16 protein-coding genes and 1 pseudogene are annotated in these 20,439 nt (G+C 73.9%); 10 read left to right on the forward strand and 7 right to left on the reverse strand.

Translation table 11 applies throughout. From position 1 onward, the window contains the following. Positions 1–27: 27 nt before the first annotated feature. Complete coding sequence (locus QQS16_RS07785; RefSeq protein WP_286060881.1) at positions 28–1,062, reverse strand: lactonase family protein; 1,035 nt, start codon at positions 1,060–1,062, stop codon at positions 28–30. 541 nt (positions 1,063–1,603) lie between these two features. Then, positions 1,604–3,283 (reverse strand): FUSC family protein, encoded by a 1,680-nt coding sequence (locus tag QQS16_RS07790; RefSeq protein ID WP_502963892.1) that lies wholly within the window; start codon positions 3,281–3,283, stop codon positions 1,604–1,606. 193 nt (positions 3,284–3,476) lie between these two features. Here QQS16_RS07790 and QQS16_RS07795 point away from each other — a divergent pair, with 193 nt between their 5' ends. The 4 genes from QQS16_RS07795 to QQS16_RS07810 all read left to right on the forward strand — a co-directional run bounded on the left by QQS16_RS07795 (position 3,477) and on the right by QQS16_RS07810 (position 8,870). After that, positions 3,477–3,953, forward strand: coding sequence for an Lrp/AsnC family transcriptional regulator (locus tag QQS16_RS07795; protein WP_286060882.1), 477 nt, complete (start codon positions 3,477–3,479; stop codon positions 3,951–3,953). Positions 3,954–3,972: 19 nt separating this feature from the next. After that, positions 3,973–4,662 (forward strand): HAD family hydrolase, encoded by a 690-nt coding sequence (locus QQS16_RS07800; RefSeq protein ID WP_286060883.1) that lies wholly within the window; start codon positions 3,973–3,975, stop codon positions 4,660–4,662. Between the two features lie 139 nt (positions 4,663–4,801). After that, positions 4,802–7,606 (forward strand): beta-L-arabinofuranosidase domain-containing protein, encoded by a 2,805-nt coding sequence (locus QQS16_RS07805; protein ID WP_286060884.1) that lies wholly within the window; start codon positions 4,802–4,804, stop codon positions 7,604–7,606. A gap of 205 nt (positions 7,607–7,811) precedes the next feature. Beyond that, on the forward strand, positions 7,812–8,870 hold the full coding sequence (locus tag QQS16_RS07810) for a PucR family transcriptional regulator (RefSeq protein WP_286060885.1): 1,059 nt from the start codon (positions 7,812–7,814) through the stop codon (positions 8,868–8,870). Positions 8,871–9,053: 183 nt separating this feature from the next. Here the strand turns inward: QQS16_RS07810 and QQS16_RS07815 are convergent, their stop codons facing one another. Further along, positions 9,054–9,860 carry a LysR substrate-binding domain-containing protein gene (locus QQS16_RS07815; protein WP_286060886.1) on the reverse strand — a complete coding sequence of 269 codons (807 nt, stop codon included), beginning with the start codon at positions 9,858–9,860 and terminating at the stop codon, positions 9,054–9,056. A 58-nt stretch (positions 9,861–9,918) separates the two neighbouring features. Here QQS16_RS07815 and QQS16_RS07820 point away from each other — a divergent pair, with 58 nt between their 5' ends. Then, entirely contained in the window at positions 9,919–10,308 is a 390-nt protein-coding gene (locus tag QQS16_RS07820) for a DUF5997 family protein (protein WP_286060887.1), read from the forward strand. A gap of 212 nt (positions 10,309–10,520) precedes the next feature. On the opposite strand, the gene QQS16_RS07825 is transcribed toward QQS16_RS07820, so the two are convergent. After that, positions 10,521–10,943, reverse strand: a complete 423-nt coding sequence (locus tag QQS16_RS07825) for a phosphotransferase (RefSeq protein ID WP_353479664.1) — start codon at positions 10,941–10,943, stop codon at positions 10,521–10,523. A 161-nt stretch (positions 10,944–11,104) separates the two neighbouring features. Here QQS16_RS07825 and QQS16_RS07830 point away from each other — a divergent pair, with 161 nt between their 5' ends. Further along, positions 11,105–11,611 carry a MarR family winged helix-turn-helix transcriptional regulator gene (locus QQS16_RS07830; protein WP_286060888.1) on the forward strand — a complete coding sequence of 169 codons (507 nt, stop codon included), beginning with the start codon at positions 11,105–11,107 and terminating at the stop codon, positions 11,609–11,611. A gap of 41 nt (positions 11,612–11,652) precedes the next feature. Continuing rightward, positions 11,653–13,680, forward strand: coding sequence for an ATP-binding protein (locus QQS16_RS07835; RefSeq protein ID WP_286060889.1), 2,028 nt, complete (start codon positions 11,653–11,655; stop codon positions 13,678–13,680). A 12-nt stretch (positions 13,681–13,692) separates the two neighbouring features. Here QQS16_RS07835 and QQS16_RS07840 read toward each other — a convergent pair whose 3' ends face one another. The 3 genes from QQS16_RS07840 to QQS16_RS07850 all read right to left on the reverse strand — a co-directional run bounded on the left by QQS16_RS07840 (position 13,693) and on the right by QQS16_RS07850 (position 17,802). Continuing rightward, complete coding sequence (locus QQS16_RS07840; protein ID WP_286060890.1) at positions 13,693–15,132, reverse strand: FAD-dependent oxidoreductase; 1,440 nt, start codon at positions 15,130–15,132, stop codon at positions 13,693–13,695. A 114-nt stretch (positions 15,133–15,246) separates the two neighbouring features. Further along, positions 15,247–15,993 (reverse strand): alpha/beta fold hydrolase, encoded by a 747-nt coding sequence (locus QQS16_RS07845; RefSeq protein WP_286060891.1) that lies wholly within the window; start codon positions 15,991–15,993, stop codon positions 15,247–15,249. 849 nt (positions 15,994–16,842) lie between these two features. After that, positions 16,843–17,802, reverse strand: coding sequence for an alpha/beta hydrolase (locus tag QQS16_RS07850; protein ID WP_286060892.1), 960 nt, complete (start codon positions 17,800–17,802; stop codon positions 16,843–16,845). Between the two features lie 189 nt (positions 17,803–17,991). Here QQS16_RS07850 and QQS16_RS07855 point away from each other — a divergent pair, with 189 nt between their 5' ends. From QQS16_RS07855 to QQS16_RS07865, 3 genes and pseudogenes are all read left to right on the forward strand, one after another. Next, positions 17,992–18,474, forward strand: coding sequence for a MarR family winged helix-turn-helix transcriptional regulator (locus QQS16_RS07855; RefSeq protein WP_286060893.1), 483 nt, complete (start codon positions 17,992–17,994; stop codon positions 18,472–18,474). Positions 18,475–18,985: 511 nt separating this feature from the next. Then, positions 18,986–19,231 (forward strand): annotated as a pseudogene (locus QQS16_RS07860) (hypothetical protein); the annotation flags it as partial. A 3-nt stretch (positions 19,232–19,234) separates the two neighbouring features. Beyond that, on the forward strand, positions 19,235–20,293 hold the full coding sequence (locus tag QQS16_RS07865; protein ID WP_286060895.1) for an NAD-dependent epimerase/dehydratase family protein: 1,059 nt from the start codon (positions 19,235–19,237) through the stop codon (positions 20,291–20,293). Positions 20,294–20,439 lie beyond the last annotated feature (146 nt).

Below are 20,439 nucleotides of genomic sequence, written 5' to 3' on the forward strand. Positions count from 1 at the left end.
GGCCCTTCGCCGTGCGGGCGGGGCGGTTCAGCCGATGACCACGCAGGACGCCGCGGTCACCTCTAGGCGGCCACCGGGACGCGGCAGGCCGGTCGCGGCGTCGACGGTGAACCAGGCGACGTCGCCGGAGCGCTCGTTGGCGACGTAGAGGTACCCGTCCGCCTCGGCGAGCGCCCGCGGCCAGCGGCCGCCGCAGGGCACCGTGCCGAGCAGCCGCAGTCCCTCTCCCTCGACCGCGAACGCGGACAGGACGTCCTCGCCCCGGGTGGCGGTCCACACGAAGCGTCCGTCCGGTGAGGTGACGATGCCCGAGGGGTAGGCGTCACCGGCCGGGGCGCCGGGCAGGACCGGTGTCTCGGCCAGCGGCGTCAGCGTGGCGTCCACGGCGTCCCAGCGGCAGACGGTCACGGTCGGGGTGAGTTCGTTGACGACGTAGACGTACGAGCCGCCCGGGTGGAAGGCCAGGTGGCGGGGGCCGGAGCCGGGGCGCAGGGCGGTCTCCCGGTGCAGCGTCAGGCCGCCGTCGGTGAGCGCGCACACCCGCACCGAGTCCGTGCCCAGGTCGACGCTGACGGCCCAGCGGCCGCTCGGGTCGGGCTGGACCTGGTGGGCGTGCGGGCCTTGCTGGCGCGCCGTGTGCGGGCCCGAGCCGGTGTGCCGGAGCACGCCGGACGGGGCGTCCGCGAGGGTGCCGTCCGGGCGCAGCGGCACGGCGGTGACGCTGCCGGAGCCGTAGTTGGCGGTCAGGACGTGGCCCGCGTGGACGGCGAGGTGGGTGGGGCCGTTCGCGTCGACGGACACCGGCGGGCCGGCCGGCTCGGGCTTGTCGCCGGTCACCCGGTACGCGGCCACCGCGCCCTCGGCCGTCTCGCTGACCGCGTAGAGCGTGCCGCCGTCCGGTGCGAGGGTCAGGTAGGCCGGGTCGGGCAACCCGTCCAGACTGCTCAGCAACGTCAGCCCGCCGCCGTCCTCTGCCACCGCCGCCGTCACGATGCCGGGGCCTCCGGCCGCCGTGAAGGACCCGATGAAGGCCCGCCGTCCCCGCCTGCCGCCGTGTGCCACCGCAGTCCCCTCTCGGTCCGTGCCGTGGGGTGACGGTAGCAGTCGAACCGGCAAGGTCTAGACCAGGGTGCGGCGTTCCGTCGCGACTCGAGACAGGCGGGACACGGCTCCTGGCGGTGTGTGTACAGGGACATGGCGGACGTGGGCCGGGCCGCGCCTGTCGGCCTGTTGGTTGTCATGTTGGCCTGTCGCCGGGGCTCGGCGAAGGCGGCGTCGGCGCTTCGAAGCGGGGCGAGGGCGTGTGCCGGCGTGGCAAGCTCCTCGGGCGGCCTGTTTGGTCGTCCTGGCCTCGGGCGTGGGCTTCAGGGGCAGGTGCGGGGCCGAACCGCGCCTGGCGGCCTGTGGGCGGCACGGGGCGGGCAACCCCCAGACCGGCATGCCACGTCGGCGCGACGAAGCACCGGCGGGGGCGTGAGGCGGTCGATCTTCTCCCTGGCAGTCTGGTGTGCAGACCTGCCGATTCACCGATGTGTCGCCCCGGACCGTCGGCGCCGCTCGGCCCGGCCGCCTTGCCGGTCCCGCCCCGGGCAGCGGCCCAGGCTCAGGCGCCTACGAGCGGTGAGCCCGAGGGCGCCCGCAACGGCGAGGCCAGTTCAGCGAGGGCGCGCTCCAGGCCGTACAGGTGCGCCAGCGCGGGTGCCTCGGCGGGAGGCTGTGGCAGGACGGGCGTGGCGCTCTCCCCCCACGGGCTCCCGGGACCGCCGCCGGGGCCGGTGAGCGAGCCGCCGCTGCCCCCGCGAGCGGAGAGCGCGCCATCGCTGACCCCGCGAGCCGCGAGCGCACCGCCCCTGGCCTCTCCATCCGCCAGGCCGGCGCCCACGGCGTCCGCACCGGGTCCGGCGCTCCGCACCGCACCACCGGCCGCCGAACCGTCCGTCAGCGCCTGCACGGTCGCCTCGACGCGGTGGCAGGCGGCGGTCAGGCGGGTGTCGTGGGAGGCCTCCGGGTCGGTGACGACGGCGACCAGGCCACGGATCTCGCGGGCGCAGTCGTCGAGCAGGGCCAGGACCCGGCGGGCGCGCCGCTTGCGGCCCAGCATCGGGTTCAGGGGGTGCACCAGCGGGGCGACGGACAGCCGTACCCGGCCGAGGAGCTGCTCCAGTTCGGCCACGCGGGACGCCGGGTCGGCATGCGCGGAGCCGGCCAGGCGGGCGCCCGCCTCGGCGGTGCAGACGCGGACGCAGTGCAGCGCCCGCTGGATCCAGGCGTCGGTGACGGCGTGCGTGGTGACGGGCAGGACGAAGAGCACCGCGAGCACCGCCCCGAGCGCGCCCACGCCGGTCTCCGCGAACCGCAGGACCAGCAGGCCGGGATCCAGGACGCCCAGCAGGCCGTAGAGCAGTTCGGCGAGCAGGGTCACGCAGAGCATCATCCAGGTGTAGGAAACGGCGGCCGTGTAGAAGATGCCGAAGACGCAGGCGGCGAGGATCACGGCCGTCGGTGCCGGCGCCCCGGCGAGCGGGACGGCGACGAGCAGACCGAGAGCGATGCCGATGACCGTCCCGAGGACCCGGCGGAAGCCGCGGACCAGGGTCTCGCCGCGCGAGGTCGTGTTGACGAAGATCCACCAGGTGGCGCCGACGGCCCAGTACCAGCGCTGTCCGGACACCAACTGGCCCACGACCAGGGCGAAGCCCGCGCCGGCGGTCGCCTGGACGGCCTGGCGGGTGGTGACGCGGGCGAGGCCGGTGCCGCCCGGCGGCGCGGGGACGGGAGCCGGGGGCAGTCGGCGCTCGTAGCACCACAGGCCGAAGCGGACGGCCGCCGCGACGAGGACCGACAGCAGGACGGCCGCGTACAGCTCGGGCAGCTGGTCCGTGGTGGCGTGCAGGAACTGCGCCACGAAGAAGGTCATGAAGGCGAACACGCCCAGGCTGTGCCCGCGCGGGCCCCAGCGCCGCACGTACACGCCCGCGCCGACGAGGGCGAGGAAGGCGAGGTCGCGGGCGACGGGGTGATCGTGCAGTTCGGCTGCGGCGGCGAGCACGGGCAGGCCGACGGCGGGCAGCAGCGCGGTGGTGACGGCCTGGCCGCGGACGGTGGCGTCCGTCACGGTGAACAGGGCGAGCAGCGCGGCGAGCCCGCCGGTGACGGCGGCGACGAGCGGGAGCCCGGCCAGCCCGCACACGACGACCGCCGCGGCGATGCCGAGCACGGCCCGCACGGCGAACCGCAGCCGTACCCGTCCCGGGTCCGGCGCCACGAACACCCTCTTCAGCACTGCTTCCCGCTCCCTGGCCTCGGCATGAGAAAGGCGCCGCGGGATCCGCAGCGCCATCGACGGGCTCATCACAGCATCCGTGTGCCATCTGGCTCAAGCGGCGCCCGGAATGCTGGACCATTGGTACAGCCATAAGCACTCCGGCTCGTCCAGTGGCGAGCCAACGGACCATCTACGAGGAGGACGACACGCCATGGCCGTGGACGAGCTCGACACCCGCATCCTGCGGCTTCTGCTGGAGCGGCCCCGCACGAGCGTGCGCGAGTACGCCCGCCTCCTCGGCGTCGCCCGCGGCACGCTGCAGGCCCGCCTGGACCGCATGGAGCGGGACGGGGTGATCACCGGCACGGGTCCGGTCCTCTCCCCCGCCGCGCTGGGCCACCCGGTGCTGGCGTTCGTGCACATCGAGGTCACCCAGGGACACCTGGACGACGTGGGCGACGCGCTGGCCGCCGTACCGGAGATCGTCGAGACGTTCTCGATCACGGGCGGCGGCGATCTGCTGACGCGGGTCGTGGCGCGGGACAACGCGCACCTGGAGGACGTGATCCAGAAGTTGATCAGCCTTCCGGGAGTCGTCCGCACCCGGACGGAGGTGGCCCTGCGCGAGCGTGTCCCGTACCGGCTGCTGCCGCTGGTGGAGTCGATCGGGCGGGCCGCCCGGACCTGACCTTTGACATCCTGGGGGCATGAGCAGCCTCGGTGACACCACGGTCCTCTTCGATCTGGACGGCACGCTCGTGGACAGCGAGCCGAACTACTACGAAGCGGGCCGGCGGGTCCTGGCCGCCCACGGCGTCGCGGACTACACGTGGTCGGATCACGAGCGGTTCGTCGGCATCAGCACGCTGGAGACGGTCGCCGTCTGGAAGGACCAGTACGGCCTGCGGACCTCCGTCGACGCGCTCTTCGCCGAGAAGAACCGGCTCTACCTCGAGCTGGCCCGCGCCTCCACTCCCGCCTACCCCGAGATGCGCACGTTCGTGGAGCTGCTGGCGACGGAGGACGTGCCGATGGCCGTGGCCTCGGGTTCGTCGCCCGAGGCCATCGACGCGGTCCTGGCCGGCACGGGCCTGGACGCGTTCCTGCGCACCGCCGTGTCGGCCGACGAGGTCGCCCGGGGCAAGCCCGCCCCCGACGTGTTCCTGGAGGCGGCCCGCCGGCTCGGGGCGGCGCCGGCCGACTGCGTGGTCCTGGAGGACGCCGCCCCGGGCGCCGCCGCCGCCCACGCGGCCGGGATGCGCTGCGTCGCGATCCCCTACGTCGCCGCACAGGCCGGCGCCCCGGAGTTCGCCACGGCGGATCTGCTCCTGCCCGGGGGCCAGGCCGACTTCACGGCACGGTCCGCGTACGACTGGCTGCTGCGAACCGCCAGGTGATCGGCCGGAACTCGGCACTCCCACCCCGTTGACGCTCTCGCGTCCCCTCCCTATCGTTCGGTCGACTACCCGCACGCTGATCGACATACCGAACACTCAGGTCGAGCATCCGTAGCAGTGGACTCGTGGAGGCGTACCCATGGCACCGCCCCTCTCCAGACGGCACCTTTTCCAGGCCGCGGCGCTCACCGCCGTGACGCCGGCGATCTCGTACGCGGCGAGCGGCCGGGCCGTCGCCGCGGCTTCGGAGGCACCATCCGTGTGGCCGGTACAACCGTTCGACCTCGACCAGGTGACGCTCGGGCCAGGGCTGTTCCGCGACAAGCGGCAGCTGATGCTCGACCACGCGCGCGGCTACGACGTGCACCGGCTGCTCCAGGTCTTCCGGGCCAACGCCGGTCTTTCCACGGGCGGAGCCGTCGCGCCCGGCGGCTGGGAGGGCCTGGACGGGGAGGCCAACGGCAACCTCCGGGGCCACTACACCGGCCACTTCCTCACCATGCTGGCGCAGGCCTATGCCGGCACCGGCGAGCAGGTGTTCGTCGACCGGACCCGCACCATGATCGAGGCGCTGACCGAGGTGCGCGAGGCGCTCCGGCACGAACCCCGGATCCTCAGCGTCACCGGAAGGTTCGGGACCGCGGCGGAGAACGTGCGCGGCTCCTGCCAGTACGTCGATCTCCCCGCCGGCGTCCTCGACGGCGCCGCGTCCCTCACCCTGTCGGCCTGGGTGAAGCCCACCCATGACGCCGCCTGGGCCCGGATCTTCGACTTCGGCGACGACACCACCCGCTACCTGTACCTGGCCGCCCGCAACGCGAACGGCGTGCCCCGCTTCGCCGTCACCACGAGCGGACCGGGCGGCGAACAGGGCCTCGACGGCACCGCCGCGCTGCCGCTGAACGAGTGGAGCCACCTGGCGGTGACACTCGCGGACGGTACCGGCACCCTGTACGTCGACGGCACCGCCGTCGCCCGGAACACGTCGATGTCCCTCACCCCGGCGGCCCTCGGCTCCCTCGCCCACAACTGGCTGGGCCGCTCCAACTACGCCTCCGACCCCGTCTTCGCGGGCGCCTTCGACGAGTTCGACGTCTGGTCGCGCGCCCTGACCGCCGCGGAGATCGGCGCCCTCCAGGACGCCCGGGCCGCCGACACCGCCGCCGGACGCGGGGACCTCGCGTCGTACGCCTTCGACGAGAGCACCGGCTCGGCCTTCGCGGACGCCTCCGGCCGGGGCCTGACCGCCACCCTGCGCCGCACCTGGGGCGCGCCCAGCCACCCCGGGTTCCTGGCCGCGTACCCGGAGACGCAGTTCATCGACCTGGAGTCGAGGACCGGCCCCGACTACACGAAGGTCTGGGCGCCCTACTACACCGCGCACAAGATCCTCAGGGGCCTGCTGGACGCCTACAGCGCCACCGACGACGCGCGGGCGCTCGACCTGGCGTCCGGGATGTGCGACTGGATGTACTCCCGGCTGTCGAAGCTGCCCGACGCGACTCTCCAGCGGATGTGGGGCATCTTCTCCAGCGGCGAGTTCGGCGGCATCGTCGAGGCGATCGTCGACCTGCACACACTCACCGGCAAGGCCGAACACCTCGCGCTGGCCAGGCTGTTCGACCTCGACCAGCTCATCGACGCCTGCGCGGCGAACACCGACATCCTCGACGGGCTGCACGCCAACCAGCACATCCCGGTCTTCACCGGGCTGGTGCGGCTGTACGACGCCACGGGCGAGGAGCGCTACCTCACCGCCGCGAGGAACTTCTGGGGCATGGTCGTACCGGGACGCATGTACGGCATCGGCGGCACCAGCACCGCGGAGTTCTGGAAGGCGTCCGGCGTGATCGCGGGCACGATCAGCGCGACGACCGCGGAGACCTGTTGCGCGTACAACCTGCTGAAGCTGAGCCGGATGCTGTTCTTCCACGAGCAGTCCCCGAAGTACATGGACTACTACGAGCGGGCGCTCTACAACCAGGTGCTCGGCTCCAAGCAGGACCGGCCGGACGCGGAGAAGCCGCTCGTCACGTACTTCATCGGGCTGACGCCGGGCCATGTCCGGGACTACACGCCCAAGCAGGGCACCACCTGCTGCGAGGGCACCGGCATGGAGAGCGCCACGAAGTACCAGGACTCGGTGTACTTCAAGAAGGCCGACGGCAGCGCCCTGTACGTCAACCTCTACAGCCCCTCGGAACTGACCTGGGCGGAGAAGGGCGTCACGGTCACCCAGCGCACCGACTACCCGCGGGAGCAGGGCAGCACGCTCACCCTCCAAGGCCGCAGCGCCGCCTTCGCGCTGCGGCTGCGGGTGCCGTCCTGGGCGGACGCCGGGTTCCGCGTGACGGTCAACGGCCGTGCGGTGTCCGGCACTCCGCGGCCCGGGAGCTACTTCACCGTCTCCCGCAGGTGGCGCGCCGGCGACACGGTCCGCGTCACGATGCCCTTCCGGCTGCGGGTGGAGAAGGCCCTCGACGACCCGTCGTTGCAGACCCTCTTCCACGGCCCGGTCAACCTCGTGGCCCGCGACCCGGCCACGGAGCACCTGAGGTTCGGCCTGTACCGCAACGCCGGCCTCTCCGGCGACCTGCTGCCCTCGCTCACCCCGGTGAGCGGCAAGCCCCTCCACTTCACCCTGGACGGCACGGAGTTCGCCCCGTTCTTCGAGGGGACCGAGGACCCCACGCACGCCTACTTCCGGCGGTCCGAGCCGCGGGTGGTCCTCGGGACGACCGACTCCGGCGTCGCCAACCCCGCGAAGGCCGACGGGACGACCCTGCTGGACGAGATCTGGGCCGGCGCCCCGTTCGCCGGCAAGGACGCGCTGGTCTCGCGGGTACGGGCCACGGTGGACGCGTGGGTGTCGGCCGGGCTGCTCACCCGGGCGGACGGCGACACGGTGGTGCGTACCGCGCGCGGGGCGACCTTCGCGCCCTGACGTCCGCCTGCGGTGTGCAGGACACCGGTGCCGTGGCCGATCGGCGGCCCGGCCCGGTGTCCTGCGGCTCCCCGCGACCATGGTGCCCTCGTCGCCCCGCGTTCCGCATTGCCGCTTTCCGGCAACGTTGACTACGCTCCCCGTGCCGGACGCCGTCAGGAAGGCGTCACCGGCGCGCCAGGGGTGGAAGGGCGGACGGGGGTCCATGACCGACGCGGGGACGGCTCAGCGCTATGTCGACGGGTACGCCGAACTGCTGGCCGAGGTCTCCGCCACCGGGCGGCGCCCGACCCGCGCGGAACTGGACGCCCGCCGCGCGCTCGGGGAGCGGGCCGCCGACGACGGCCTCAGCCTGCGCGCGCTCGTCCGGCACCACCTGGAGGCCACCCGGTCGCACTGGCCCGGTGCCCGCGGCTCGGCGGACAGCGTGCTGGCCGCGGTGACACAGGCCGTGGACGCCTTCGCGGAAGGGTACGAGCGGGCCCAGCGCCTGGCCGTCCGTCAGGAGGAGGCGGCCCGCCGCGAGTTCGTGGACGACCTGCTGTACGGCCGCAGCGACCTGGGCCGGCTCGCCGAACGCGCCGAACGGTTCGGGCTCGTCCTGTCCCACGCGCACGCGGTCGCGGTGGCCCGGGGCCCCGAGCCGTACGAGGACACCGCGCCGCTCACCCGCCGGGTGGAGAGCGCGCTGATCTCCCGCTTCGGCGACCGGCGCATCCTGCTCGCCACGAAGAACGGGCTGCTGATCTGCGTCGCGCCCGGTGACCAGGACGACATGCTCGCCCACTTCGCCCAGCACGCGCACGAGGCGACGGACGGCACCCGGGTCGCCATCGGACGCGCCCAGCCCGGCGCGGGCGGCGTGGTGCACTCGTACGAGGAGGCGCTGAGCACGCTCGACCTCGCGGACCGGCTGGAACTCGACGAGCCGGTGGTGCGCGCCGCCGACCTGCTGGTCTACCCGGTGCTCACCCGGGACCGGCAGGCGATGGCCGATTTGGTGCTCAGCGCGCTGGGTCCGCTGCGGGGCGCCCGGGGCGGTGCGGAGCCGCTGCTGCACACGCTGGAGGTGTACTTCGAGTCCGGCTGCACGGCCGCGGAGGCCGCCCGCCGCCTGACGCTCAGCGTGCGGGCCCTCACCTACCGGCTGGCCCGCATCCACCAGCTGACGGGATCGGATCCGTCCGATCCGACGCACCGGTACACGCTCCAGACGGCGGTCATCGGCGCGCGGCTGCTGGGCTGGCCGGGGCAGGAGATCTGAGGGACGACGGCCGGGCGGGCGCCGGCGAGGGCCCGGCCCCCGCGGGACGGACGGACCCGCCTCTGCCGTGCTCCGGCAATCTTCCCGGCTCCGCGTGCCGCGAGCCGGTCCCACGGTCCCGCCCCCCCCTGCCGATCGGAGGGCAGGGCGCCGGCGCCGGACGGCTGCGGTCAGGACCCGCCGCTACGACCGGCGGCGGGGCTTGCCGCGGCGGGCGCCCTTCGTGCCGCCCGCGCCCCCGGAGCGTCCGCCGCCGGCCCTCCCCGTACCGCCCCGGCTCCCGCCGGAGCCTCCCGTGCCGCCTCGGGAGGGCGCGGTCGGCTTGCGGGGGGCACTCTTCTCCGGGCGCTTGCGGTCGTCGGCCTCGGGCTGGGGCTTGGCGCGGCCCCGGGTGCTGTTGGGGGTGCGGCCCCGGACGATGCCGATGAAGTCCTCGACCTGGTCGGTGGTGGCGTCCTCGGGCCAGGACAGGGCGACCTCCGACCGGGGGGCGTCGGTGACCGGGCGGTAGGTGAGGTCGCGGCGGTGGTGCAGGCGGGCCAGGGACTGGGGCACGACGAGGACGCCGATGCCCGCGGCCACCAGTTCGACGGCGTCGGCGGTGGTGGCGGGCCGTTCGAAGGCGGGCTCCCCCGGCGGCCGCTCCCAGTCGAGGACGTCGTCCAGGGGGTGCAGCACGGTCTCGTCGGCCAGGTCCGCGCACGACACCTCGTCCGCCGCCGTCACCACGTGGTCCTTGGGCACCACGACGACCGTCGTCTCCGTGTACAGGGGGATCGCGCTGAGGACCGTACGGTCGACGGGGAGCCGTACCAGCGCCGCGTCCGCCCGCCCGTCGCGCAGGGCCTCCGGTGCCTCGGGGGCCGGCACGGCGACGAGGTCCAGGGGCGTGCCGGGCAGGCGCTCGTTCCACGTCCGCACCCACTTGCCGGGGGTCACCCCGGGGACGTACGCGAGCCGGAAGGAAGGGGAAGCCGCAGAGCCTGTCACCTCGCCAGGCTACCCGTGGTGGTCGGAGGCCTCGTGCGCGGTCGATAGTCTGGACACCATGAAGTCGCACCAGAGCACCCAGACGATGAAGCCCGCGACCGCGGCGAAGAAGCTGGGTGTGTACCTCCCGGCCACGCCCGCAGAGTTCCAGGACGGCGTCGTCACGCGCGCCGAGCTGGACGAGCTGCAGGCGAACCCGCCCGAGTGGCTGCGGGAGCTGCGGCGCACCGGCCCGCACCCGCGTCCGGTGGTCGCGGCCAAGCTCGGCGTCTCCATCGCCGGCCTGGCCCGCGGCGGGGTCACGGAGGCCCTCACCACCGAGCAGATCGAGGCGCTCAAGGAGGAGCGGCCCGAGTGGCTGGAGAAGGAGCGCGCCACGCAGGCCGAGGTCCGCAAGGAGGCAGCGCGCCTCAAGCAGAAGAACGCCGAGCGCGCCGAGTCCGCCTGACCTCTCCCCGACCCCTCCCGTCCTGACGGGAGGCCGCTTCCGCACGACAACTCCGGTGCGCCCGCCCCCGCCGCGCCGCGATCACGCCGGGACGGTCCCCCCACTGGAACCGCTGGTCGTCCGGCACACGCACCGTCTCCCCTCCCCCGCGGGACGCAGTCCCGCCGCCTCGGCACCGGGGCCCTCCTCGCCGTCGGGTGTCGCGCGGCGGGTCACGCCGTGCCGAACCATGCCTCGGCGAGCGCCGTGAGCGAGCCTTCGGCGGGCGCGTGGAGTTCCCGCAGGTACCGGGGGAGGTTGCTGTACACGTGCAGCAGCGTGTACGCGAGCAGGTCGGAGCCGTTCTCGTAGCGGCCGGCGTCGTGGACCTTCGGGGTGCGGACCGGCAGCCGTCCGTGCAGACGGGACAGGACGCGGGCCTCGGTGACACCGTCCTGCGCGGCGGATGTGGGGAACAGTTTGAGCACGAGTTCGTCGCCCACCGCGTAGACCGGCTGCGAGCCCTCCGCGAAGCGGGTCAGCGGGGCGCCGGCCAGCCCGAGCCGCGCGCAGAGGTCCTCCGCGCCGGCCCGCATCACCGTCTCGTCGGGGACGACCGCGTCCCATTCCTCGTCCGTCTCCACCACAGGCAGCATGTCCGGGACGGTAGGCCGCGCGTCCGCCCGGGCACAACGGGCTGTCCCGGTCCGGCGACCGGGTACGTTCGAGGCCGTCCACGCGTTGTACGCTCACCATAGGTGGCTGACCACCCACCACGGAGCACCGACCGTGGTGCACGGACCTGGGACGGAGCCTCATGACCGGACAGTCGGATGCGGAACCCGCCGCGGGAGCGGTGCGGGTGGGCCGGCTCAGCTTCGAGATCTTCGCGCTGGCCCGCACCCACCGGGCCTACGCCGGCGAGTTGCTGCGCGAACTCGGGCTGTACCCCGGGCAGGAACTGCTGCTGATGCAGCTGCTGGAACGGGACGGGCAGACCCAGTCCGAACTGCTCGCGGCCGTGGGGCTGGACCACTCCACGGTGTCCAAGGCCCTCAAGCGCATGCAGGAGGCCGGGCTGGTGCACCGGGAGCCGGACGAGAACGACCGGCGCGCGACGCGGGTCCGGCTCACCGACCGGGGCCGGGCCATGCGGGAACCGATCGAGGCGATGTGGTCGGAATTGGAACGCGTCTCCGCCCACGCGCTCGACGAACGGGACATCGACGCGTTCGTCACCGCGGCCCGCGCGATCCGGCGGGCGATCGTCGACCGTCACGCGAGCGACGGCGGCGACGGCCCCTCCCCCGCCGGTCTGTCCTGAACTGCGGAGCGGCGCGGGATCACGTACCAGCGGGGGGACCCATGGAGACAGGCACGGACCGGCAGGGCGTCCTGGGGGCGTTACTGGCCGAAGGCCGCGACCAGGCCTTCGTCGGGCGGCAGCGGGAACTCGCCCTGTTCCGGGCCGCCTTGGCCGGCCCGCCGGAGGCCGGAGCCGTGCGGTACCTGTACGGGCCGGGAGGCATCGGCAAGTCGATGCTGCTGCGCCGGTTCGCGTACGAGGCCCGCGCGGCCGGGCGCACGGTCGTCGAGGTGGACTGCCGTACCGTGGCGCCGACGCCCGAGGGGTTCCTGGAGGCGGCCGGCCGTGCGGTCCGGGAGCCGGGTGCCGTCCTGCTAGTCGACACCTTCGAGCGCTGCCAGGGGCTGGAGGGCTGGCTGCGGGAACGGTTCCTGCCGACGCTGCCCGTGGGGAGCGTGGTGGTCGTGGCGGGCCGCGCCGCCCCGGATCCGCTGTGGACCGCCGACCCCGGGTGGGCCCGGCTGCTGCGCGTCACCGCGCTGCGCAATCTCGACCCCGGTGACGCCGCCGCGTTCCTCAGGGCGCGCGGGGTGCCGAGCCGCACACAGGCGGCCCTGCTGTCGTTCACCGGCGGCAACCCGCTGGCCCTGGCGCTGGCCGCCGCCGTGGCGGTGCGGGACGAGGCGGCCGCGCCGGACTGGCGGCCGGACCAGGACGTCGTCGGCACCCTGCTGCCACAGCTCGTCGGGGACACGCCGGGCCCGGGGCATCGCCGGGCGCTGGAGATCTGCGCCCACGCGTACGTGACCACGGAGTCGCTGCTGCGCGCGCTGCTCGGCGAGGACGCCCCGGAGCTCTTCGCCTGGCTGCGCGGACGGCCCTTCGTCGAGTCGACCGCCGCCGGTCTCTTCCCGCACGACGCCGTGCGCGAGGTGCTGGAGGCGGATCTGCGGTGGCGGGACGCCGACGGCTTCGCCGCGATGCACCGCGACATCCGCGAGCACCTGCTGGACCGTCTCCGCGAGGCGCCCGAACCGCTCGTCCCGCGCGCCACCGCCGAGCTGACGTACCTCTTCCGCGCCGACGGACTCATGTCGCAGTTCTACGACTGGCGGGACGCGGGCGCGGTCCAGGAGCAGCCGTACGCGCCGGACGAGCGCGACCGCGTCCTGGAGCTGGCCGGGCAGGCGGAGGGCGAGGAGTCGGCGGCGCTCGCCGCGTTCTGGCTCGGCCGGCAGCCGGAGGCCTTCCGGGTCCACCGCTCCACCCGCACCGGCGAGATCGTCGCCTTCTCCGCCTGGCTGCGGCTCGCCACGCCGGAGGGCGTCGACGTCGACCCGGTCGTGGCCGCGGCCTGGGAGCACGCCCGGGCGCACGGGCCGCTGCGCTCCGGCGAGCATCTGGGAGTGGCCCGCTTCTCGGTGTATCCGCCCGCCCATCAGCGGCCGTCGGCGCCGATGACCCTGATCCAGTGGCGGGCCGTCGGCGAGTGGATCCGGGACCGCCGACTGGCCTGGTCGTACGTGGTGATGCGCGACGACGGCTTCTGGGACGCCCATCTGCGGGACAACCACCTGACGCCGGCCGCCGCGCGCCCCCGGGTCGGCGACCACCCGTACGCCCTGTTCGGCCGCGACTGGCGCCTCCAGCCCGCCGGCCCCTGGCTGGAGGCGAAGAGCGACGCCCTGCTCACGGGCGCCCCCGCCGCTCCCGCCCAGCCGCCCGGGCGCGGTGAGCTGACCGTGCTCTCCCGCCCCGAGTTCGCGGCGGCCGTCCGCGACGGGCTGCGCGCCCTGCGCAAGCCCGAGGCCCTCGCCGCCAATCCGCTCAACCGCAGCCGGCTGGTCGTGGACAGCGGGCGGAGCCTGGCCGAGGTGCTGACGGCGGCCGTGGAGGCGCTGCCCGACGAACGCGGCGGGGACAAACGGCACCGCGCCGTGGTCGTCTCCTACGTCAGGGGCAGCCCCACCCAGGAGGCGGCGGCGGAGCGGCTCGGGCTGCCCTTCAGCACCTACCGGCGCCACCTCACCTCGGGCGTCGAGCGGGTCGCCGACCTGCTGTGGCGGCAGGAGCTGGGCGGCCCCTGAGGGGCCCGCGCGTCACTCCCGCCCGGCCGCCCCCAGTGCCGTCAGCAGCCGGGAGCGGGCGGGCCCCGGCTCGGTGTGGCGGGGCACGCCGACGCTCCACTCGGCCACGCGGGTCAGCAGGTCCGTCCCGGCGAGCGCCTCGTCCGGGGTGCGCAGCAGGGACGCGACGTCGGCGACCGCGCGCAGCAGCCGGGGGTCGCGCAGCCGTACGGCGTCCAGGACGTTGCGCAGGTTCCAGGCCGGGTCGTCCGAGCGGTACGTACGGCCCTGGGTCTCCTCGTCGATCTCGGCGAGGCGGTGGCGGTCCCAGGCGTCGGAGTCGGCCCACAGCGGGACGAGGGTGTCCTCGGTCGCCCGGTCGTAGGCCAGCACGAGTTCCGCGGGATCCTCCGTGCCGAGCTTGCGCAGCTGGTCGCGGAGGAGTTCCGCCTGCCGGAATCCCATCGTCAGGCCCATCCCGAACTGCGGGTTGGTGGTGGCCCAGGCGTCCCCCACCGGAAGCAGTCCCGTCACCACGGGCCGGTCGTCGCGCAGCAGTTCGTGGCGCCGGGTGGCCGTGCCGCCCATGACCGTGACGCCGTCGAGCGGTTCGCCGTCGAGCCAGGGACGGATCTCCGGGTAGAGGGCGGCGGCCCGGTCCCAGACGGCGGTCTCGCCCAGCGCGCGCAGGATCTGGTCGCGGCCGGAGGTCACCAGCGTCACGGACCAGGTGCCCCGGTCGGCGGGCAGGGTGATGAGGGAGACGCTGTCGTGGTGGGTCAGCGGCCAGCGGCGGGGCTTCGGCAGTGAGCCGTCGGGCGAGCGGAAGAAGCGGGAGTAGTAGCGGAAGCCGTTGGTCCCCGGCAGTTCCGCGAGCCGCGCTCCCTGCTTCTCCAGCAGCGCCGGGAGCCGGGTGTCCCGGCCGGAGGCGTCCACCACGAGGTCGGCCGGCACGGTCGCGCCGTCCGCGGTGACGACACCCGTGACACGGGGACGGTCCCGCTCGGGCGGCTTCGGCGCGGTGAGCAGTCCGGTCACCCGTTCCCGGCGCAGCGTGATCCCCGGGGTCTCCCGGGCGGCGGCGAGCAGGGCCGCCTCGACCAGCGGCCGGCGCAGCGCCAGGGTCTCGAAGCGGGTGTCGCCCGGCTGCTCGGCACCCACCTCGCCGGCGCCCCACGCGCCGCTGATCACGTTGTAGGGATGGCCACCGATCGCCCCCAACTCAGCCACGGCACGGGGAAGTTCACGGTCCAGGACCCGCATGCCCCCGGGCAGCAGGATGTGCGGCTGGCCGAACTGCCGCACTCCGGGCCGCTGTCGCCGGCCTCCCCCGGCGGACGACGCGACGACGTCCTCCGCCCGTGGGTCCATGAGGTCCCGGTCGAGCACGGTCACCCGCTGCCCCTCGGCGGCGAGCAGCATGGCGGCGACCAGGCCCACGGGACCGGCTCCGATGACGACGGTGTGCGCCACGGCGCACCCCTTTCTGTCCGACGATGTCCCGCCCGCTGGCGGAACGGGCCCACTGTCGCCGCGGACGCTGCTCACTTCCCAGACCGGTTCTCCGGTCATTTCCGCACCGCCGGGCTACTCCACCGCGTCCCAGAAGGCTTTCAGCGCCTCGGCGGCCCCGGCGGGGTCCTCGAGCATCCAGAAGTGGCCGACGCCCTCCAGGACACGGGTTCGCGCGCCGAGCCGCCGGGCGACCTCGCCCGCCGTCCCGGCGTCGTCGAACGGGTCCCCGGCCGCGCTGAGGACCAGCCCCGGCGCGTCCGTCGGAGCCACGGCGGCGCCCCAGTCGGCGTACGGGTTCGGGGTCGCCGACCGGTACAGGTCGAGGATGGCCTGTCCCATGCCGGCGTCGAACCGCCGGTGCATGGCCAGGGCGTCGGCCCACGGCACACCCAGCTCGCGCAACTGGGTCGCGACACCCCGCGGATCGTCGTGCGGCGCCTTGAGCGCCGTCGTCATGAAGGACTCGCCGGCGCCGGGCGTCTGCCACAGCCGGGCGAGGTCGTGCCAGACGTACGCGGGGTCCATGATGTTGGCGACGTCGGCGGCCCAGCTGCGCAGCGGCACGTCGTACGCGGTGACCACCCGGTGGACGAGCAGGGCTCCCCAGTCGTGGCCCACCAGGTCGACGGGGCCGGGGACGGAGCGCAGCTCCCACGCGAGCCAGTCGGCGTACGCGTCCTTGTCGCCGCCGAAGCCGGACGGCCTCGGCGTGCCGAAGCCGGGCAGGCTCACGGCGAGGCTCTCCCGGTCGAGGCGGTCCCGCAGCGCGTCCCAGACCTCCGCCGTCTCGGGGACGCCGTGCACGAAGACGATCGTCATGCTCTTCTCCTGTCTCTCTCCTCCGGTGACATGACGGACACACGATGACGCCGACGACTGCTCACTTCACAGACCGTTCGGCTGCCCATCGGACGCGGAGGTGTCCAGCCGGGCCGGGCGCCGCGCCCCTCGGGGCCGCCCCACGGTCCGCCGACGGAGGCGTTTCCGGGTCAGCCGCGGGGGGCAGGGCAGGGCTCGGTCCGGGTGCCGCCGGGAGACCCGGGCCCCCTTGCCGTCAGCCCCGGCGCTGGATCAGGCGGAGAAGCCGACGGGCCACGTCGCCGCGCGGGCGCACGCCAGGGGTGCGGTGAGCTGGGCGCGGCGTCGGCCCTGACAACGAGCGGGGTCGGAGCCGCCGCGCCTTCCGCACGGCATGGGGGCGTATGGCAGCTCGCGGCCTGGCTGGGGTGCCCCGGGGGGAGAGGCCCCGCCGGTCGGGCAGTCGGCCGGGGCGCTGGAACGGTGGGCGTGGTGGGCCTCCGGCCAGGCCGGGAGCCGTTCCGTGTCGTCCCCGCGAGCGGCGGCCCGGTCCGGGGGCGACGCACGGCCGACGGGGCCGCCCATGCAGTGGCCGACGTCCGACGCCCGACCACGACCATCGGGGGTGCCACGGGGGCGCCCCCGACCGTGCGCCGGCACGGGAGGGTGCTGTGAGATGCCGGCCGAGGACGACACGTCGGCCAAGACGGCGCGGAGGCCCGTTGCGGAAGCAGTCAGGGCCCCGGCACCGGGGGACGGCCGGGGTCCGTTGGGTGGGTGGTGCCGGGGCGGGCACGGCACAGGCGCGCACGGCCGAGGCCGAGGCCGGTCACGGGGGCACGGCCGGGCGGCGGGGCCGTGGCCGGCGGGTCAGCCGGCGTGCAGGGCGGTGCGCAGGACACTGACCGCCTGCTTGATGGCGGCTTCGGCGGCGTGGGTCTCGCGCAGGGCGTTGAGCATGACGAAGTCGTGGATGATGCCCTGGTAGCGGACGGCGGTGACGGGGACGCCGGCGGCGCGGAGCTTGTTGGCGTAGGCCTCGCCCTCGTCGCGCAGGACGTCGGCTTCGGCGGTGATGACCAGGGCCGGGGGCAGGCCGGTGAGCTGTTCGGTGGTGGCGCGCAGGGGGGAGGCGGTGATCTGGGCGCGTTCGCTCTCGTCGGTCGTGTACTGGTCCCAGAACCACTGCATGCCGTCGCGGCGCAGGAAGTAGCCGGTGGCGAACTGGTGGTAGGAGCCGGTGTCGAAGGCGGCGTCGGTGACCGGGTAGAACAGGACCTGCTGGCGGAGGGGGACGTCGCCGCGTTCCTTGGCCATCAGGGTGAGGGCGGCGCTCATGTTGCCGCCCACGGAGTCGCCGGCGACGGCCAGCCGGCTGCCGTCGAGGTCCTTGGTGGCGCCCTGGTGGACGATCCACTGGGCGACGGTGTAGTTCTGCTCGATGGCGAGGGGGTAGCGGGCTTCGGGGGAGAGGTCGTACTCGGGGAAGACCACGGCGGCGCCGGTGCCGGTGGCGAGTTCGCGGACCAGGCGGTCGTGGGTGTGGGCGTTGCCGAAGACCCAGCCGGCGCCGTGGATGTAGAGGATCACCGGGAGGAGGCCGGTGGCTCCGGCCGGGCGGACGATGCGGGTGCGGACGCTGCCGGTGGGGCCGCCGGGGACGGTGATCCATTCCTCGTCGGTGTCCGGCTTGGTGATGGCGCCGGACTGGACCTCGTCGACCGCCTTGCGGCCCTCGGCGGGCGGCAGGTCGAAGAGGTAGGGCGGATTCGCGGTCGCCTCGACGAAGGCCTGGGCCGCGGGCTCCAGAACGGGACGGATGTCGGTCATGGCGATCTCCTCGGTTCGGGTGCCGCGGCGGCCTCCGGCGGGGAGGGTTCCGGACCGGAGGAGCGGCACACCTGGACAGTAGCGCGCGATTAAGTCGTGCGCAACTCATTAGTCCACTACAACTTTGGGCACGATAGAGTCGTTAGCCATAGAATCGGGGAGACTCTACCGATAGGGTGACGTATGTCCATGACCAGCGCAGAAACCGGGAGCCGTGCCGTGAGTCGAGCCGCCGAACCGGCCCAGGGATCACTGCTCCTGGACGACCAGCTCTGCTTCGCGCTGTACGCGGCCTCCCGCGCGGTCACCGCCCGCTACCGGCCGCTGCTGGACGAGCTGGGGCTGACCTATCCGCAGTACCTGGTGATGCTCGTGCTGTGGGAACAGGACGAGATATCGGTGCGCGAGCTGGGTGCCTCGCTCCAGCTGGAGTCCAGCACGCTGTCACCCCTGCTCAAGCGCCTGGAGGCGAGCGGCCTGCTGCATCGCGAGCGACGCGCGGACGACGAGCGGTCCGTCTCGATCCGCCTGAGCGACGCGGGGGCACGGCTCCGGGACCAGGCCGGCACGGTTCCGCTCGCCATCGGCGACGCGATGGGCCTCACCCCCGAACAGGACGCCCTGGCCAAGCAGTTGCTCCGCCTCCTCACGACGAACGTCAGCGCCGACTGAGGCGGGTTCGCGGGGATTCAGGCGCGTTCGCGAGTGCGCGAAGCGCGTCCGCGAGCACCGGCGGACGCGGGCACCGGAGGAGGCGTCGGGATGACGCACGGGACGCCGACGAGCGTTCCCGCGTCCGGCCGGAGAGGCTCGCGCGGCGCCGATCCACGGTCTTCCGCACAGGGCACAGGGCACAGGGCTCCCCAGTGCCGCGGCGGACACCGTTCGCCCGTCACCTCCCGCCTCCCACCTCCCACGCCCGGAAGGCAGTGGGGAGCGTGCCGGCGCCACGACGGGGCCGACGTCACCTGCCGCGGCGCTAGCGTGCGCTCATGGACCAGCGACGGGATCAGGCCATACGGCTTTCGACCACTGCCCCTGGCTGTTCGCCGACGCGGCGAGCGAGGAGCAGCACGTGGCCCAGCGGAGGCGGCAGCAGTCGATCGACGGGGACGTCGAGATCGGTGAGCGGTGCTACGTCGCCGAGTCGGCGGCGGTGTTCCCGGAGCGACTCCGGCTCGGGGACGGCAGCGCGGGCCCCGGCCCGGAACCGGGTCTCCAGGGCACCGAGATGTGGCTGGCCGTCATCTGGCTCCTCGCCGACCTGCTGGGGCGCTCCGGAGAACTCGGCTACCGCCCGCGTGGCATCCACCGCCCCGATCCCTTCCGGCCGGCGGTTCCCTTCGACAGGGACATGCCCGAACCTGATCGCGGGGCACGCGCGGCGGCGGGCTCCGTACACCGACCTGCGACCGGGGCCGAGGAGTGACACGTGGACGATGTCAGGGAGACGACCGTGCTGGTGACCGGCGGCAGCGGTTTCGTCGGCAGTCATCTGGTGCGGCGGCTGCTGCGGCGGGGCTGTCGCGTCCGCACCACCGTACGCAGTCTCACGAACGCGGCGAAGGTGCGGCCGCTGCGGGAGATGGCGGAGTCGTTTCCCGGCCGACTGGCCCTGTTCGAGGCGGACCTGCTGCGTGAGCGGTCCTTCGACGAGGCGATGACCGGCTGCCGGGTGGTCTTCCACGTGGCGTCACCGTTCCTCATGCCGGAGAAGATCAAGGACGGCCGCAGGGACATGGTCGATCCGGCACTGCTCGGCACCCGCAACGTGGTGGCGAGCGTGGAACGGACACCGACGGTCGAACGGCTGGTCTTCACCTCCACCGTCGGCGCGATCTTCGGCGACTACGCCGACGTCCTGCACATGGACGGCCAGGTGCTGTCGGAGAAGTACCTCAACACCACGAGTACCGTGGACAACAACCCCTATCACTACGCGAAGACAGTGGCGGAACAGGCCGCGTGGGAGGCGGAGGCGGCCCAGGACCGCTGGCGCATGGTGTCCGTCAACCCCGGCCTGATCCTGGGTCCTTCACTGACCCCCGCCTCCGACTCGGGCAGCCTCTTCCTGCTGGAGGAACTGTTCAAGGGCTACTTCTTCTACGGCGCGCCGGACTTCAGCTTCACGACGGCGGACGTGAGAGACGTGGCCGACGCGCACATCGCGGCGGCGGAGAACCCCGGCGCCAAGGGCCGCTACATCGTCGCGGCACCGACGATGACGTCGTTCCACGAGATGGCGCGCATCATCCGGACCCGCCACCCCCGCGACCCACGCCTGCCGCGCACCGTCCTCCCGCACTGGCCGGTACGGCTCCTGGGCCCGGCGTTCGGGTTGACCCAGGACTACATCCGCAAGCACCTCGGCATCCGCTTCCGCGTGGACAACAGCCGGAGCGTGCGCGAACTGGGCCTCACCTACCGGCCGATCGAGGAGACGGTGCTCGACCACCACGCGTCCTGGCGGCAGCGGCGAGGCACGAGGTGACGCATTCATGCCTCCGCGCAGGCGAGAGGGACGAAGGTCACAGATACGTATCGGACATTTAACACCTCAATCTTCACACCAGACACACAAGTTGGCTAAGTTGAGCCGTCGGGCCTCACAACTCCCTCCGGCGAACCCGCCGTGGA

It is taken from the genome of Streptomyces sp. ALI-76-A (genome assembly GCF_030287445.1).
GTDB lineage: Bacteria > Actinomycetota > Actinomycetes > Streptomycetales > Streptomycetaceae > Streptomyces.

Bases quoted from the DNA above. Each gene is read 5' to 3' on its own strand.
- QQS16_RS07795 (WP_286060882.1), top strand. From the start codon at position 3,477: ATGGCCGTGGACGAGCTCGACACCCGCATCCTGCGGCTTCTGCTGGAG.
- QQS16_RS07800 (WP_286060883.1), top strand. From the start codon at position 3,973: ATGAGCAGCCTCGGTGACACCACGGTCCTCTTCGATCTGGACGGCACG.
- QQS16_RS07805 (WP_286060884.1), top strand. From the start codon at position 4,802: ATGGCACCGCCCCTCTCCAGACGGCACCTTTTCCAGGCCGCGGCGCTC.
- QQS16_RS07810 (WP_286060885.1), top strand. From the start codon at position 7,812: ATGACCGACGCGGGGACGGCTCAGCGCTATGTCGACGGGTACGCCGAA.
- QQS16_RS07820 (WP_286060887.1), top strand. From the start codon at position 9,919: ATGAAGTCGCACCAGAGCACCCAGACGATGAAGCCCGCGACCGCGGCG.
- QQS16_RS07825 (WP_353479664.1), bottom strand. From the start codon at position 10,943: ATGCTGCCTGTGGTGGAGACGGACGAGGAATGGGACGCGGTCGTCCCC.
- QQS16_RS07830 (WP_286060888.1), top strand. From the start codon at position 11,105: ATGACCGGACAGTCGGATGCGGAACCCGCCGCGGGAGCGGTGCGGGTG.
- QQS16_RS07835 (WP_286060889.1), top strand. From the start codon at position 11,653: ATGGAGACAGGCACGGACCGGCAGGGCGTCCTGGGGGCGTTACTGGCC.
- QQS16_RS07845 (WP_286060891.1), bottom strand. From the start codon at position 15,993: ATGACGATCGTCTTCGTGCACGGCGTCCCCGAGACGGCGGAGGTCTGG.
- QQS16_RS07850 (WP_286060892.1), bottom strand. From the start codon at position 17,802: ATGACCGACATCCGTCCCGTTCTGGAGCCCGCGGCCCAGGCCTTCGTC.
- QQS16_RS07855 (WP_286060893.1), top strand. From the start codon at position 17,992: ATGACCAGCGCAGAAACCGGGAGCCGTGCCGTGAGTCGAGCCGCCGAA.